This is a genomic window from Streptomyces sp. NPDC046870 (assembly GCF_040704595.1).
GTDB classification, from domain to species: Bacteria; Actinomycetota; Actinomycetes; order Streptomycetales; family Streptomycetaceae; genus Streptomyces; species Streptomyces argyrophylli.
Genome location: NZ_JBEYXM010000007.1, coordinates 173,044 through 187,952, shown reverse-complemented (window position 1 = coordinate 187,952; position 14,909 = coordinate 173,044). Strand labels below are relative to the sequence as shown.

Here is a 14,909-nt window from a genome sequence, read left to right as displayed (position 1 = left end):
CAGCTCTCGGCGCGAGGTTAGGGACGCGGACGTTGCAAGTACGTTGCGTCGCGGCCGCGTGCCCGCGCCCGGTCGGCCGGCGCCGCCAGTTCCGCCTCCAGCGTGGCGAGCCGGGCCCGGACCGGTGCCGTCGGGCGTACCGCGGCGAGTGCCCGCCACACCTCCAGGTCGTCCTCACCCCACGGTGCCCGCGCCCAGTCGGCCAGCAGATCGGGGTCGCCGTGCGCGATCAGCGCGGAGCGCAGCCCCCCGGCGAGCCGCTCCCGCAGCCGGACGATCGCCGGGGCCTGGGAACCGGGCAGCAGCGGGCCGGTGTACGCCTTCGCCGCCGCGGTCAGCGCCCCTGTCTCCAGCCGCCGCTCGACCACGGTGGCGTCCGACTCCACCGCCGCCGTCAACCGGTACGGCCGCGAGGCGAGCAGCCCCGGACCGAGGAGCCTGCGCAGGCGTGCCAGCTCGGCCCGCAGCGTCACCGGCGTCACCGACTCGTCCGCGTACAGCGCGCACAGCAGCTCGTCGCCGCTCAGGCCCTCGGGATGCCGTGACAGCAGCACGAGGAGCTCGCTGTGCCGACGGCTGAGCCTGATCCGCCGCCCTTCCACGGCGAGTTCGGCCTCGTCCCGGCCCAGGGCGCTCAGCAGCGGACCCTCCCCGGCGGCGCGCGGCGGGGCGAGCAGGGCGAGCTGCGCCTCGGCCGCCCGCGCCACCGCCTGCACGAAGCCGAGGCTGTGCGGATGGGCGAGCCCGTCCCCGCCGGTGATGTCCACGGCCCCCAGGACCCGGCCGGTGCGGGGATCGTGCACCGGAGCGGCGGCGCAGGTCCACGGCTGCACCTGCCGTATGAAGTGCTCCGCGGCGAACACCTGCACGGGCCGGTCCACGGCGACCGCGGTGCCGGGTGCGTTGGTGCCGACCGCGCTCTCCGACCACCGGGCGCCGGGCACGAAGTTCATCCGGTCCGCGCGGCGCCGGGTCGCCGCGTGGCCCTCCACCCACAGCAGCCTGCCGTGCGCGTCGCACACCGCCAGCAGATGCTCGCCGTCGGCCGCGAAGGTGCCCATCAACTCCCGGAACAGGGGCATCACCCGGGACAGCGGATGCTCCGCGCGGTAGGCGCCGAGGTCGTCGTCGGTCAGCTCCACGCTGGCGGCGCCGTCCGGCCCGACCCCGGCCCGCGCGCTGCGCCGCCACGACTCCGCCACCACCGAGCGCACCGGACGCGGCACCGTGCCCGCCGTGGTGAACGTCTCGTGCGCCCGGCGCAGCAACCGGACCCGCTCGGTGGGGTCGGCCCCGGGCTCCAGGGCAACCCACGGATCGCTCAACTCGGCCTCCCCGGACAGTGGAACGGTGGTGGTGCGGTGGGGTACGGGACGGTGACACGGCGTACGGCGGCTCCGGGCGGTGGTGCGGCGGGCTCAGAGGTGGCACAACGGCTGCCACGGCGGCTGGGACCATCGTCGCGCCGGACGTTCGCGCGGACAACCGGTGCGACGGCGGCTCCGCCTCCGGCTAGGCGAAGTTGACCATTCTGATGTACCGCACCCAGTCCCAGTTCGGCCCCGGGTCGGTGTGGTCCGTTCCGGGCACCTGGTAGTGGCCGATGATGTGCTCCCTGTCCCGGGGGATGCGGTACTTGGCGCAGACCGCCGCCGTGAGCTTCGCCGACTCCTCGTACAGGGCGTCGGTGAAGTAGGCGGGCTGGTCGGTCCAGCCCTCGTGCTCGATGCCGATGCTGCGCGTGTTGTAGCTCCAGTTGCCCGCGTGCCAGGCGATGTCGGTCTCGTGGACGCACTGGGCGACGTGCCCGTCCGCCGAGCGGACCACATAGTGCGCGGAGACCTTCTTCTGCGCGTTTTTGAAGATGGCCAACGTGTCGGTGTACGTCTCCTGTGTGACATGGATGATCACTCGGTCGATGGTGTAGTCGCCGGGGCGGACGGACACCGTGTAGTTGGAGCTGCTGGCCGCCTGCCACTCCGCGGGCGGATAGTCGACAGCCGCGCCCTCGGCGCCGGCCCGCGGGTCGGGAAGCAGCGCGTAGGGGACGGCGGCGAGTGCCGCGCCCTTGAGCAGCCGGCGCCGGCTGAGCCGGGGTCTGGCTCGGTCCATGTCCATGGCGGGATGCCTTTCGGGATGCCTCGGGGAATGCCGTTCGGCGGGCTTTCGGGAGTCGGGGGCACGACGGGGACGTCAGCGGCGCAGGACCCGCGCGGTCTCCCGCAGCCGGGCGTGCACGCCCCGGTACGTCTCCCGCGCGGGCAGCCACTGCTTGCGGAGCTTGGCCACGCACGTGTAGTTCGTGTCGCACACGTTGGCCAACGGTGACTCGACCGCCTGGGTTGCGAACTGGTACGCGTCCAGCTCACTGAACCCGTAGTCGCGCACCAGCCACTGCACCAGGTCGAGCTGGGATATCCGGAACGCGTCCTCCAACGGCCGGGCGGAACCGGTCGAAATGATGTGCGTGTCCGACTCCAGGCGGGGCCACGGTGTGGCGACGTCCTTGAGGAGGTCGACGACCACCACCGTGTTCATCGCGCACTCCACGGCCACGCCGCAGGTCTCGCCCTCGCCCTGCCGGGCATGCCCGTCGCCGAGGCTGAGCAGGGCACCCTCGACGTTGACACCCAGGTAGCAGGTGACGCCGGCCCGCATCTCCGGCGTGTCCATGTTGCCGCCGTGGGCGTCGGGCACCAGGGCCGAGCGCACCTCCAGGTTGGCGGGTGCCACGCCCACGGTGCCGTGCATCGGGTCCAGGGGCAGCTCCACCTGGAGGTCGCTGTCCCGCGCCTGGAACAGGGCCGTCCGGCGGGCCCGGTCCAGCTGCCAGATCCACACCCGCTCCGGCAGCGGCGGCTGAAGGGTGGCCGTCGTGTGCGTCGAGGTCAGCGCGCCGAAGAGAGGGACCGTCGTGGACGCCGCCCAGTCGCGGGCCGGTTCGATCGACACGAAGTGCACGGCCACGGTGTCACCGGGCTCGGCGCCCTCGATGTGGAAGGGTCCGGTCTGCGGATTGAGGAAGGGGAACTCGCAGACCTCGGACACCAGGTCCTTCTCGGAGCGGACCCGGCCCGCGAAGCAGTCCTCCGTGTACAGGTCGAGGACCGTACCGGGCGCGATCCGCGCCAGGGGCGCCGCTCCGCCGAACGTCCACGCGTACTGGTCCGGTTCAGGGCGCACGGTGAGGATCCGGGGGTCGGTCATCGTGGCGTGACTCCCTTCTGGGGGTGGTCCCCGGGGCGGGGACTCGGGCGTGGGTGGGGCCCCACGTGAGCGGTGGTCAGCTCGGCACGGATCGGTCCATGCGGCCCGCGCCGGGGTCGTACGCGTCGAGGTGCACCCGCGCGGTCTCCGCTATCCGCTCGGGGTGCCGCCGTATGAGCACGACCAGCACGACCACACCGACGGCCATCCACGCGCCGACGACCGGACCGGCGTAGGACACCGGTGCCGCCAGTTCCGTCACGAAGTCGAACACCGGCAGTCCGGCCGCCGTCAGCAGGGCGGGCACGAACGCGGCGATGCCCAGCACCGGGAACAACAGGTGCCGTACCGGTGCGAAGGCAGCCCGGCCGGAGCGCAGGAAATGGCCGGCGCAGGAGAGGTTCACGACGATGTAGACGCCGACGACGACCGTGACGATCACCGTCGCGAGCAGCAGGAACGCGGTCACCGGGTCGTAGGCGAAGCCGAGCCCCAGCACCGCTGCGACCGCGACGGCGGTCTGCAGGGCGATGCCGGCCACGGGAGAGCGGTGCCGGGGATGGAGCGTGGCGAGCAGGCCGGGCAGGACGCGGACACGGGCGAGGGCGAAGGCCGTGCGGGTCGAGACGTTCGCGCTCGCGTTGGCGTTCGCGATGGCCGAGTTGACCACGGCGAGGAACACCAGAACCCAGAAGAGACCGAACGAGGCACGGGCGACGCCCTCCCAGGACGCCTCGCCCGAGGCGCCGAACCTCGCGAAGCGGTCGGGGCCGAAGTAGACGGTCATCGCGTACGTCGTGAGGACGTAGAACAGGCCGATGCCCACGGCCGCTCCGAGGACCGCGCGGTGCATGGTCCGCCGCGGGTCACGGGTCTCCTCGGCGAGCGGCGCCGCCGCCTCGAACCCGGCGAAGGCCAGCACCGTGTACACGGACCCGGCGAACACCCCGGCGGCTCCCGTGTACCCGTCGGCGGTGTGGGACGTACCGAACACCGACAGGGTGTTGGCGCTGCCCGCCTTGCTGATGAGCAGCACGGCGAACACGAGGAGGACGAGGATCTCGAAGACGCCGAGGACGGTGCCGAAGCGGGCGGAGGCGCGGACGCCCAGATAGCCGGAGACGGCGATCACCGCGGCACCCGCCAGCGCCCACGGCCACCACAGGTCCGCCGGGTACGCCGGCCATTCCTCGTGCAGCGTGCCCGCCGCCGTGAAGCCCAGCTGGAGGAGGAGCAGGGGTGGCACCAGCATCTCCACGAAGACGTAGGCCCAGCCGACGAGGAAGCCGACGGCCGGGTGCAGACCCTTCGCCGCGTACGTCGCCACCGAGCCGGCCGCGGGCAGCTCCCGCGCGAGCTCGGCCACGCAGGAGGCGGTGAACAGACAGGCCACCAGGGCCACGAGCACCGCGAGCGGGAGGCTGCCGCCCGCGAAAGCGGCGCCCGACGGAATCGAAGCCGCCACCGCGGCGGCCGGCGCCATCGCCGTGATGCTCTGGAACAGGACCTCGCGCAGTCCGATGGCGTCGCGCCGCAGCGTCCCCTTCGTCTCCCCGCGCATGTGTCCCCCGATACGTCTCAGTCCGCTGCCATCGCCGCCCGCACGTTCCTGGTTCCGCTCGCGCCCGCCGCTCGGTGACGATCCGTCGGCTGCGCCCCGCGTGAATCACGGTACGACTCGGGCGGGTTGGGCAGAAGGGGGTGCCACCGTTCCGTGGACGAGTCACGGCTTGTGGACAACGTGCTCACTCGATCGGGTGAGGTCTGGCGAGGCGTCGGCCGCGAGGTGCCGGACACCCCGCGCACCGCGGAGGCCCCCCGCCCGCAGCCGACCGGGGATCCTTCCCGTGTCCGGCGTCCCGCCGGGCACCACCGGCGGGGCGGGCAGCGCCCCGCGGCTGAGATGTGATCCACGGGGGGCTCGGTCCGTCACCCGACCCGCACCGGTCGGGTTCCCCGGCGCGCGCCGAGCCGCGTCAGGAGCGTTCCGCCACCATCGCCGGATCGTCCAGTACCGCCCGGACGACCGAGTGCGCGGCGCCCAGCAGGGGGCCCTGCGGGCCCAGTGGGGAGACCGTCACCGGGCAGGCCGGGCCGGCCGTGCGGCCCGTCAGCTCCGTGTCCAGCGACGGCAGCAGCCACGGGGACAGATCGGCCAGGGCACCGCCCAGGACCACCGTCTCGGGGTCGAGCAGGTTCACCGCTCCGGTCAGGGCGATACCGAGGGCCGTACCGGCGTCCCGGAGCGCGGACCGCACCTTCTCGTCGCCCGCCTCGGCGCGTTCCGCGAGCAGGCCCACCCGGTCGTCCCGTGGCTCCAGCCCGGCCGCCCGCAGGACCGCTTCCTCACCCGCGTACTGCTCCAGGCACCCCCGGCTGCCGCACGGGCAGGGGGGACCGTCCGGCCGTACCGGCACGTGGCCGAGCTCGCCCGCGAAGCCCCGGGTGCCGCGCAGCAGCCCGCCGTCCACGACGATGGCCGCTCCGATGCCGATCTCGGCCGACACGTGCAGGAAGTCGCCCGGCGTGCCGGCACCGAGCCACAGCTCGGCCAGCGCGCCGAAGTTCGCCTCGTTGTCCACGGTCAGCGGCCCGTGCGCCGGCAGCAGGGGACCGAGGTCGGTGTCGTGCCAGTCGAGGTTGGGGGCCCGTACGACCGTCCGTCCGTCCCTCGCCACCAGGCCGGGCACGGCGACCGCGAGCCCGGCGGGCCAGAGTTCCGCGCGTTCCGCCTCCGCGACGACCTGCTGGATCAGCGCCGTCAGCTCCTCGATCACCGGTTCCGGCGCCCGGCCCCGGTTGACACCGCGCCGCACCGCCCGCGCGCGGACCTCGCCGCGCAGGTCGACCGCGCACACCGCGAGGTGGTCGACGCCGATCTCGGCCCCTATCCCCGCGGGCCCCCGCCCGCTCACCGCGAGCGCCGACCCGGGCCGCCCCACCCGCCCCGGACGCTCGGGACCCAGTTCCTCCAGCAGGCCCCAGCGGATCAACTCGTCCACGAGGGTCGACACCGCGGCCCGTGTCAGTCCGATCCGGGAGGCGACCGCCGCCCGGGACAGCGAACCCTCGGCGCTCACGGCGTGCAGTACCCGGGCAAGGTTGCGCCGGCGCATGCCCTGCTGGGTGTCCGGCAGGGCGCGCCCGGCGCCCGATGGGCGCGCCTCGTGCAGCGGTGCGGTCATGCCTCCGTCGATCCTCGGTGTCTGCCGCCCGGCTGGTCGCGGGCGGATCGTCACTCGGTGTCCGTCCCCCGCTCCAGCAGCGGGGCCGCGTCGGAGAGTACCCCGGTGATCCGGTCCAGCGTCGCCCGGTCCCGTTCCACGGCCTCCAGGACGGGGCCCGCGGCCGTGTTCCAGCGGCGCGCGACCGCCGCCGCATCCTCGCCGGTCAGCAGTCCGGCCGCCTGGGCCGCCGCACCCAGGGCGACCAGTTCCCTGGCCTCCGGGATCTGGACGGGCCGCCCCGAGAGCCGGCGCACGGTCTGCTGCCAGGCCGTCCCGCGGGCCCCGCCGCCGATCAGGAGCAGGGGGGTGTCGCGGTCCGCGTCCTCGTCGAGGACGAGGTCGAGCGCCCCGAGCAGCGCGTGCACCGCGCCGTCGTACGCGGCCTGCAGCAGCTGTCCCGCGGTGGTGTCGTGCCGCAGACCGTGCAGCACTCCGGAGGCGTGCGGCAGGTTCGGCGTGCGCTCGCCGTCCAGGTACGGCAGCAGGGTCGCGGAGCCGCCGGGTTCCACCGCTTCGCGGTCCAGGCCCAGCAGGGCCGCGACGCGGTCCACCGCGAGGGTGCAGTTCAGGGTGCAGGCCAGCGGGAGCCAGTCCCCGCGCGCGTCGGCGAAGCCCGCCACCGTCCCGGTCGGATCGGTGGGACGGCGCCGGGAGACGGCGTACACCGTGCCGGACGTCCCGAGGCTCAGCACCGGCGTGCCGGGACGCAGCCCGAGGCCCAGGGCCGCCGCAGCGTTGTCGCCGGTGCCCGGGGCCACCAGCGTGCCCTTCGAGAACGGCAGATCGTGGCTGTCGCGCACGGTGCCTGCCACCTCGCCGGGTCGTACCACCCGGGGCAGCAGCGCCGGGTCCAGGCCGACGTGCGCGAGGGTCTCCTCGTCGTACGCCTCCGTCCCGGACGCCCACCAGCCGGTGCCGGAGGCGTCGCCGCGGTCGGTCGTGCCCTGCCCGGTCAGGCGCTCGGTGAGGTAGTCGTGGGGGAGGCGTACCGCCCGGGTCGCGCGGACCGCCTCCGGCTCGTGCTCGGCGAGCCACGCCCACTTGGTGACCGTGAAGGACGCGCCGGGCACGCTGCCGGTGCGTTCCGCCCATGCCTTCGGGCCGCCCAGCTCCTCCACCAGACGCACGGCCTGCGGCGCCGAGCGGACGTCGTTCCACAGCAGCGCGGGACGCACCGGCTCACCGCGCTCGTCGAGGGTGACCAGGCCGTGCTGCTGGCCGCCGATCGACACCGCGGCCGCCTCGTGCGCCGCGTCACCGCACTGGCGCAGCGCCTCGCACAGCGCGTCCCACCACTGGCGCGGGTCGCTCTCCCGGCCGGCGCCGGACGACACCGTGTGCGGCGCCTGGCCGCTCGCCACCACCTGTCCGGTGGCCGCGTCGACGACCAGTGCCTTCGTGGACTGGGTGGACGTGTCCACCCCGACGACGAGCGGACCCTCGGCTGCTGACATCGGGCTCTCCCTCTTCCGCGGCTCCGCGGGACGTGCGGGTGTGTGGTTTCGAAGACACCTTGCTGTCGAAGACATCTTGTCTCTTCCCAGAGGTGCGTCGGCATACTAATTTGTAAACCGGCATGACGAAATAGTCGCAACAGAGCAAGGAGCCGCGGCATGAGCTACCAGCCCACCCCCGAGGACAGGTTCACGTTCGGACTCTGGACCGTCGGCTGGCAGGGGAGGGACCCGTTCGGCGACGCCACCCGCCGCGCCCTCGACCCGGTCGAGACGGTGCAGCGCCTGGCGGAACTGGGCGCCGCCGGAGTGACCTTCCACGACGACGACCTGATCCCCTTCGGTTCCTCGGACACCGAGCGCGAGTCCCACATCAAGCGGTTCCGCCAGGCCCTGGACGCCACCGGCATGACCGTCCCGATGGCCACCACGAACCTCTTCACGCACCCCGTCTTCAAGGACGGCGCCTTCACCGCGAACGACCGCGACGTCCGCCGCTACGCCCTGCGCAAGACGATCCGCAACATCGACCTGGCGGCCGAGCTGGGCGCGAAGACGTACGTCGCCTGGGGCGGCCGCGAGGGCGCCGAGTCCGGCGCCGCCAAGGACGTACGGTCCGCCCTGGACCGCATGAAGGAGGCCTTCGACCTCCTCGGCGAGTACGTCACCTCGCAGGGCTACGACCTCCGCTTCGCCATCGAGCCCAAGCCGAACGAGCCCCGCGGCGACATCCTGCTGCCCACCGTCGGACACGCGCTGGCCTTCATCGAGCGCCTGGAGCGGCCCGAGCTCTACGGCGTCAACCCCGAGGTCGGCCACGAGCAGATGGCCGGCCTGAACTTCCCGCACGGCATCGCGCAGGCCCTGTGGGCCGGGAAGCTCTTCCACATCGACCTCAACGGCCAGTCCGGCATCAAGTACGACCAGGACCTGCGGTTCGGCGCGGGCGACCTGCGGTCCGCCTTCTGGCTGGTCGACCTCCTGGAGAGCGCCGGTTACGAAGGGCCCCGCCACTTCGACTTCAAGCCGCCGCGGACCGAGGACCTCGACGGCGTGTGGGCCTCGGCGGCGGGCTGCATGCGCAACTACCTCATCCTGAAGGAGCGCGCGGCCGCCTTCCGCGCCGACCCCGAGGTGCAGGAGGCCCTGCGCGCCTCGCGCCTGGACGAGCTGGCCCAGCCGACCGCGGCCGACGGCCTGGAGGCCCTGCTCGCCGACCGCGCGGCCTTCGAGGAGTTCGACGTGGAGGCGGCCGCCGCGCGCGGCATGGCCTTCGAACGCCTCGACCAGCTGGCGATGGACCACCTGCTGGGAGCCCGGGGCTGAACGGAGGAGGGCCGGGGCGAGCGCCAGCCGCTCACCCCGGCCCCCGGCCGTGAGGCCGGTGTCAGCGGCCCTTCGGCAGCCGGACGTACGTCACGGTCGTCCTGATCCCGCTGTCGACCAGGCGGCCCTGGGCGTCGAACGCGCCCGCCCCGTCCGTCATCCCGAAGTCGTTGTCGTTGACGAGCGCGAGCGTGTCGTGATCCACGCGCGCGACGCCCTCGATCTTCCCCGGCACCCCCGCGACCTTGCCCAGGTCGGCCACCAGGCGCTTGGCCAGCACTGGCACGCCCTGCGCCGCGGGGTCGTCCAGCTGCTCCAGCGACGGAGCCGTGGTGTCGTCGTCCCAGGGACCGCCGAGGATGTCCGACGTGCGCCGGAGGCTGACCATCTGGAGCCGGGCGGCCCTGTCGGTGCGCTCCTCGACCAGCAGCCGGTCACCGCCGGCCGCGACCACCGAGGAGATCTTCAGCTCGGAGGTGTCGTCCTCGCCCGGGTCCACCACGTCCACCGGGTCGAAGCGGTAGGCGTACTCGGCCGTGACGGCCTTCTCGCGGGGTGAGAAGCGCAGCAGGCGGGTGGTGCGGGAGGCGTCCCCGGCGTCCGCGTCCGGCAGCGACAGCGGGCTCTGCAGGGCCATCACCAGGTCGCCGCCGGGAAGCTGCGCCAGTCCCTCGAACCCGCGGTTGGTCTTGCGGTGCAGCAGGACCGCCGGGAGCGCCTCCACCACCGGGTAGTCCGCGCCCGTCAGACCGAGCCCCTCGGGAACGTAGCGCGCGAGGACCCGCCCGCGCGCGGAGACGTGCACGAGGGAAGGGCCGTACTCGTCCACGAGCCAGAAGCTGCCGTCCCCGGCCCGGACGATGCCCTCGGTGTCGAGGCCGTTCGGGTCGTAGGACAGCGGCGTCCGCGCGTCGTAGGTGTACGGCGCCTCGTCCCGGCTCTTCTGATCGGGCAGTCCGGTGACGGCCTTCCCGGACGAGGTGGTCAGCGGTATCGCGCCGATGACCGTGACGGTGTCCCCGGCGACCCGGATCTTCACGATGGCGGGATCGAATCCCGGCACCGGGAAGGTGCGGCGCTTCTTGCCGTCCACCTTGATCTGGCCGTTGGGGCCGCGGTCGGTCACCGTCCAGTACTCACCCTTGCGGCCGGCCGGGTAGATGTCGCTGCCGATGCCGCCGAGCTTGATCCCGTGGTCGTCGGCCACGCTGCCGGGCAGCAGCGCGTTGCCGAACGCGCCGAGCGGGATCTCGCCGAGGGTCGCCGTGCGGATCACACGGGCGTCCCCGGACGGCGCCGCGGTGGCCGTCCCCGCCGCGACGAGGACGGCGGCCAGGGCCAGGGGCAGACCCGTGGCGAGGGAACGGTGGACGCGGCGCAGGCCGGCGGCGTGCGGGGACATCGGGCCTCCTGGAGCAAGGTCATGGACTGCCGACACCCTTGGGCTCCCGGGGGAACGCGGCACGACCGTGCGGTGAACGGCCGGCGTCCACCGCTCATCGGATCACGCCGGCAACGCGTCTGACCGCCTGTCAGGGAGCCTGCGGAGCTGGAACCTCCCCTTCCAGCCGTGCGGAGGCCAGTGCCGTCGCGGGGTCGGGATCGCCCCCGCCCGCCGGGACCCAGCGTCCCCCCTCGTCGCGGTACGGCCACCAGCGGCCCTCGCGCCCGAGCCGCAGCTGAACGCCTTCCTCCGGGACGGTCCACCGGTTGCCGCTCCGGTGGAACACCGGCCGCTCGTCCGCCTCCCAGGCCGCCTCCAGTGCCGCACGCGCGCGTGCCAGTGCCACACCCTCGACCTCCCGGTCCTCGTCGAGCACCGCCAGGGCCGCCGCTCCACCGGTCCGCCAGGCGCGGACCGCTGTCACGAGCCCGTCGTGTCCACGCCCCGACCCCATGGCGAGCCGCTCGGTGACGGCGGCGGGGGCCGGCCCGCACGCCAGGCGTACGGCGTCCTGGGCGGCCGTCAGGTCCGCGCCGGCCCGCGTCTCACCACGCAGCGCCGCCGCCAGCAGCCGGTACGCCTCCACGGCGGTGCGGCCGGCCAGGTGCTCCAGCGCGGCCGGGTCCACCCCCGGCGCGGCCGGCACCCCGGTGGCGAAGGACGGTGGTGCGCCGGGTGCCACAGGGAGTCCGGGCAACTCGGGCGGCGGCGGCAGGATGCCGGCAGCCGCCCATGCCTCGGCCGCGTCCACGCCCGCCGCCGGGGGCGTCACACCGGACGGTTCCGCCGTGCCGCGGACGTGCAGCTCCGCCAGGAAGGCGTCCTTGTCGCGCCCGCGCACCAGCAGGAGCAGAAACGGATCCTCGTCCAGCAGCCGGGCCACCTGGTGACACAGGGCGGCGGTGTGCCCGCAGTGGTCCCAGGCGCCGCAGTCGCACGCGGGATCCAGATCGCCGAGACCCGGCAGGAGGTCGATCCCCGCCACCGCCGCGTCCTCGAGCAGGTGCGGCGGAAGCTCCTGTTCGAGGAGCGCTGCCATGTGGCCGGCCTGCCGCACGGCGAGATCCGCGAACCGTGCCCACTCCTCGTCGGACAGCCGCGGCAGCAGGACGTCGGCCCGGTGCGCCGCACCTTCGGGGTCACGGACCACTGCGGTGACCCGGCCCGGCCGTACGGTCACCGCTCCCACGCCGCCCGCACGCGCGAGCCGGCGCCCGGACCTGACCGCCGCGGCCTCCAGCGCGGCGTCCTCCAGGGCCCGCAGCCAGGCCCGCCCCCACCAGCTTCGGGCGAAGGCACGCCCGCGCGCCGGCGGCAGCGCGGCGAACGTGCGCCCCGCGTCCCGTCCGTGTTCGTCGTCGTAGCGGCTCATCGCGCCTCCCCGCGCAGTTCCACCAGTGCGGCCAGTTCCTCGTCCGACAGTTCCGTCAGGGCCGCCTCACCGGAACCGAGCACGGCGTCGGCCAGCTCCCGTTTGCGGCCCAGCATCTCCGCGATGCGGTCCTCCAGGGTCCCCTCGGCGATCAGCCGGTGCACCTGCACCGGACGGGTCTGCCCGATGCGGTACGCCCGGTCCGTGGCCTGTGCCTCCACCGCCGGGTTCCACCAGCGGTCGTAGTGCACGACGTGCTCGGCCCGGGTGAGGTTCAGCCCCGTCCCGGCGGCCTTGAGGGACAGCAGGAACACCGGGGCCTCACCCGCCTGGAAGCGCCGTACCAGCTCCTCACGCGCGGCGACGGGCGTCCCGCCGTGCAGCAGCAGCGAGGACACCCCGCGGACCGCCAGGTGCCGTTCGAGCAGCCGGGCCATGCGCACGTACTGCGTGAAGACCAGCACACCCGAGTCCGCGGCGAGGACGGTGCCGAGCAGTTCGTCCAGCAGCTCCAGCTTCCCCGAGCGCCCCGCGAGCCGCTGCTCGTCCTCCTTGAGGAACTGCGCCGGATGATTGCAGATCTGCTTCAGGCCGGTCAGCAGCCGCATGATCAGGCCCCGGCGGGTCATGTCGTCGGCGGCCGCGATGCGGTCCAGGGTCTCGCGCACCAACGCCTCGTACAGCCCCGCCTGTTCAGCCGTGAGCGGCACCGGGTGATCCGTCTCGGTCTTCGGCGGGAGTTCGGGGGCGACGCCGGGATCGGATTTGCGCCGCCGCAGCAGGAACGGTCCGACGAGCCGGGCGAGCCGTTGTGCGGCGGCGGGGTCCCGGCCGCCCTCGACGGGCTGCGCGTAGCGCGCGCGGAAGCCGCCGAGGCCGCCGAGCAGGCCGGGTGTCGTCCAGTCGAGGATCGCCCACAGTTCCGTCAGGTTGTTCTCCACCGGAGTACCGGTGAGCGCCACGCGCGCGCGTGCGCCGACCGTGCGCAGCGCACGCGCGGTCGCGGAGTAAGGGTTCTTCACATGCTGCGCCTCGTCGGCCACCACCATGCCCCACGCAACCCCGGCGAGCCGGACGGCGTCCAGGCGCAGCGTGCCGTACGTGGTCAGCACGAACTCGCCGTCCGCCACGGACGCCAGATCGCGTCCGGGTCCGTGGAACCGGCGCACCCGCACCCCGGGAGCGAACCGTTCGACCTCCCGCTGCCAGTTGCCCAGCAGGGAGGCCGGGCAGACCACGAGCGTGGGGCCGGCCGCCGCCGGATCCGTCTGCCGGTGCAGGTGCAGGGCGATCAGTGTGATCGTCTTGCCGAGCCCCATGTCGTCGGCCAGACAGCAGCCCAGACCGAGCGACGTCGTACGGGCCAGCCAGTCGAGGCCGCGCAGCTGATAGTCCCGCAGGGCTGCGGCCAGGCCCGGCGGCTGTCCGACGGTGAGGGCCGGGTCCTGGGCCGTCAGCCGCTCCCGGAGCCCTTCCAGCCATCCCGTGGGCCGTACGTCGACCTGCCGGCCGTCGACCTCCGCCGAGCCCGTCAGAGCCGCGGCCAGCGCCTCGACGGGAGCGACGGAACGGTCCCGCTCGGTCCGGGCCCGCTCCGCCTCCCGCGGGTCGACCAGGACCCAGCCGTCGCGCAGCCGCACCAGGGGACGCTTCGCCTCCGCCAGCCGGTCCAGCTCCTCCCGGGACAGCTCCCGCCCGCCCAGGTCGAACCACCAGCCGAGCATGACCCTCTCGTCCGCGCCGAGGAACGACGCGACGGTGGCGGTCGCGGACGATGCGGTGCCGTCGTCCGGCGGGCCGATCACCGCGTGCGTGGTGAGGCCGCGTGCCAGGTGCCGGGGCCAGTGCACGTCGACTCCTACGGCGGCCAGCGCCCGCGCCCCCTCACCCAGCAGCTCGGCGATCTCGTCGTCGGCGAGGTCGACGGTGTCCGGCACGGCGGCGGAGAGCAGCGGCGCCAGCGGCGGCCAGGCCCGGGCCGCCCGGCGAAGCGCCAGCAACGCGCCCGTACGCGCGCGGAGGGCGAACTCCGGGCGCCCGGCGTCCGCACCGGCCCACAGTCCGGCGGCATCCATGACGTCCGCCGGTCCGCCCCGGCCGTGCACCTGGAGGACCGCACGGAAGCGGACCGGAGCACCGTCCTGGGAGGCGGCCTGGTCGAGACCGGACGCCTCCACGCGCAGCGACAGCCGCACCCCCGCGTCATGGCCGGCGGCGATGTCGTCCGCCCACTCCCGCAGCGCGGGCAGACGTCGCGGCTCCGGCGCCGTGTACGCGGGGCCGCCGGTCACCAGCGGTGCGGCGGGGGAACGCGGCAGCACGTCGGCGACCGCGTCGAGGAAGGCGCGCAGCAGCCGTTCCGGGTCGGGCAACAGCGCAGGCCCGTCGTCCGTGAGCGGCACGGCGTGCGCCTGCGGGGGCATGGAGGCGGCGAGTTCGCGGAGCAGTTCCGCGTCGCGCGCGGACAGCGGTCCCACGCGCCAGGCGTCGTGATCGCCGGCGGTCAGGCCCGGCAGGAGCAGACCGCGTGCCAGGAAGCCGAGGGCCAGTTCGTAGGCGGTCCGCCAGAACGCGGCGGCCCGGTGCTCCCGCGGCAGCGCACGCGCGCGTGCGAGCACCGGAAGGGCGGCGCCGACGGGGAGCAGGAGCACGGGCAGCGGCACACGTTCGACGCCGCCGTCGGCCGAGGGGAGCAGGAGGTCCAGTTCTGCCGGCGAGCCCTGCGCGTGTCCGGGCGGAACCCCGCCGTCCGGTCGCCAGAAGCCGATGCGGCCCGCGCGCGGGGGATCGGACGGCAGGAACACGACGCAGCATTCGGTCAGTTCGGTCAGTTCGGGGGGCGGCGCCGCAGGGATGGTCTGCACAGCTCTGGTGTACTC

At 74.2% G+C, this 14,909-nt stretch carries 10 protein-coding genes; 1 reads left to right on the top strand and 9 read right to left on the bottom strand.

What is annotated here, in order from left to right; all coding sequences use genetic code 11:
- Positions 1 to 17: 17 nt before the first annotated feature.
- The 6 genes from AB0946_RS18320 to xylB form a co-directional block, all read right to left on the bottom strand.
- Positions 18 to 1,325: a GAF domain-containing protein gene (locus AB0946_RS18320; RefSeq protein ID WP_366761617.1), complete on the bottom strand. Its 1,308-nt coding sequence runs from the start codon at positions 1,323 to 1,325 to the stop codon at positions 18 to 20.
- A gap of 187 nt (positions 1,326 to 1,512) precedes the next feature.
- Positions 1,513 to 2,112 carry an N-acetylmuramoyl-L-alanine amidase gene (locus tag AB0946_RS18315; protein ID WP_366761782.1) on the bottom strand — a complete coding sequence of 200 codons (600 nt, stop codon included), beginning with the start codon at positions 2,110 to 2,112 and terminating at the stop codon, positions 1,513 to 1,515.
- An 81-nt stretch (positions 2,113 to 2,193) separates the two neighbouring features.
- On the bottom strand, positions 2,194 to 3,207 hold the full coding sequence (locus AB0946_RS18310) for an acetamidase/formamidase family protein (protein ID WP_366761616.1): 1,014 nt from the start codon (positions 3,205 to 3,207) through the stop codon (positions 2,194 to 2,196).
- Between the two features lie 76 nt (positions 3,208 to 3,283).
- Positions 3,284 to 4,768: an APC family permease gene (locus AB0946_RS18305; protein WP_366761615.1), complete on the bottom strand. Its 1,485-nt coding sequence runs from the start codon at positions 4,766 to 4,768 to the stop codon at positions 3,284 to 3,286.
- Positions 4,769 to 5,183: 415 nt separating this feature from the next.
- Entirely contained in the window at positions 5,184 to 6,392 is a 1,209-nt protein-coding gene (locus tag AB0946_RS18300) for an ROK family transcriptional regulator (protein WP_366761614.1), read from the bottom strand.
- Positions 6,393 to 6,442: 50 nt separating this feature from the next.
- The gene (xylB, locus tag AB0946_RS18295) at positions 6,443 to 7,888 is read right to left on the bottom strand and encodes a xylulokinase (RefSeq protein ID WP_366761613.1); all 1,446 of its coding nucleotides are present in this window, start codon (positions 7,886 to 7,888) and stop codon (positions 6,443 to 6,445) included.
- A gap of 159 nt (positions 7,889 to 8,047) precedes the next feature.
- Between xylB and xylA the strand changes: the two genes are divergently transcribed.
- Entirely contained in the window at positions 8,048 to 9,214 is a 1,167-nt protein-coding gene (gene xylA / locus AB0946_RS18290) for a xylose isomerase (protein ID WP_366761612.1), read from the top strand.
- A 61-nt stretch (positions 9,215 to 9,275) separates the two neighbouring features.
- On the opposite strand, the gene AB0946_RS18285 is transcribed toward xylA, so the two are convergent.
- The 3 genes from AB0946_RS18285 to AB0946_RS18275 form a co-directional block, all read right to left on the bottom strand.
- Positions 9,276 to 10,616 (bottom strand): esterase-like activity of phytase family protein, encoded by a 1,341-nt coding sequence (locus AB0946_RS18285; protein WP_366761611.1) that lies wholly within the window; start codon positions 10,614 to 10,616, stop codon positions 9,276 to 9,278.
- 130 nt (positions 10,617 to 10,746) lie between these two features.
- On the bottom strand, positions 10,747 to 12,030 hold the full coding sequence (locus AB0946_RS18280) for an SWF or SNF family helicase (protein ID WP_366761610.1): 1,284 nt from the start codon (positions 12,028 to 12,030) through the stop codon (positions 10,747 to 10,749).
- Positions 12,027 to 14,894 carry a DEAD/DEAH box helicase gene (locus tag AB0946_RS18275; RefSeq protein WP_366761609.1) on the bottom strand — a complete coding sequence of 956 codons (2,868 nt, stop codon included), beginning with the start codon at positions 14,892 to 14,894 and terminating at the stop codon, positions 12,027 to 12,029. Before AB0946_RS18275 ends, AB0946_RS18280 begins: the two co-directional genes overlap by 4 nt.
- Positions 14,895 to 14,909 lie beyond the last annotated feature (15 nt).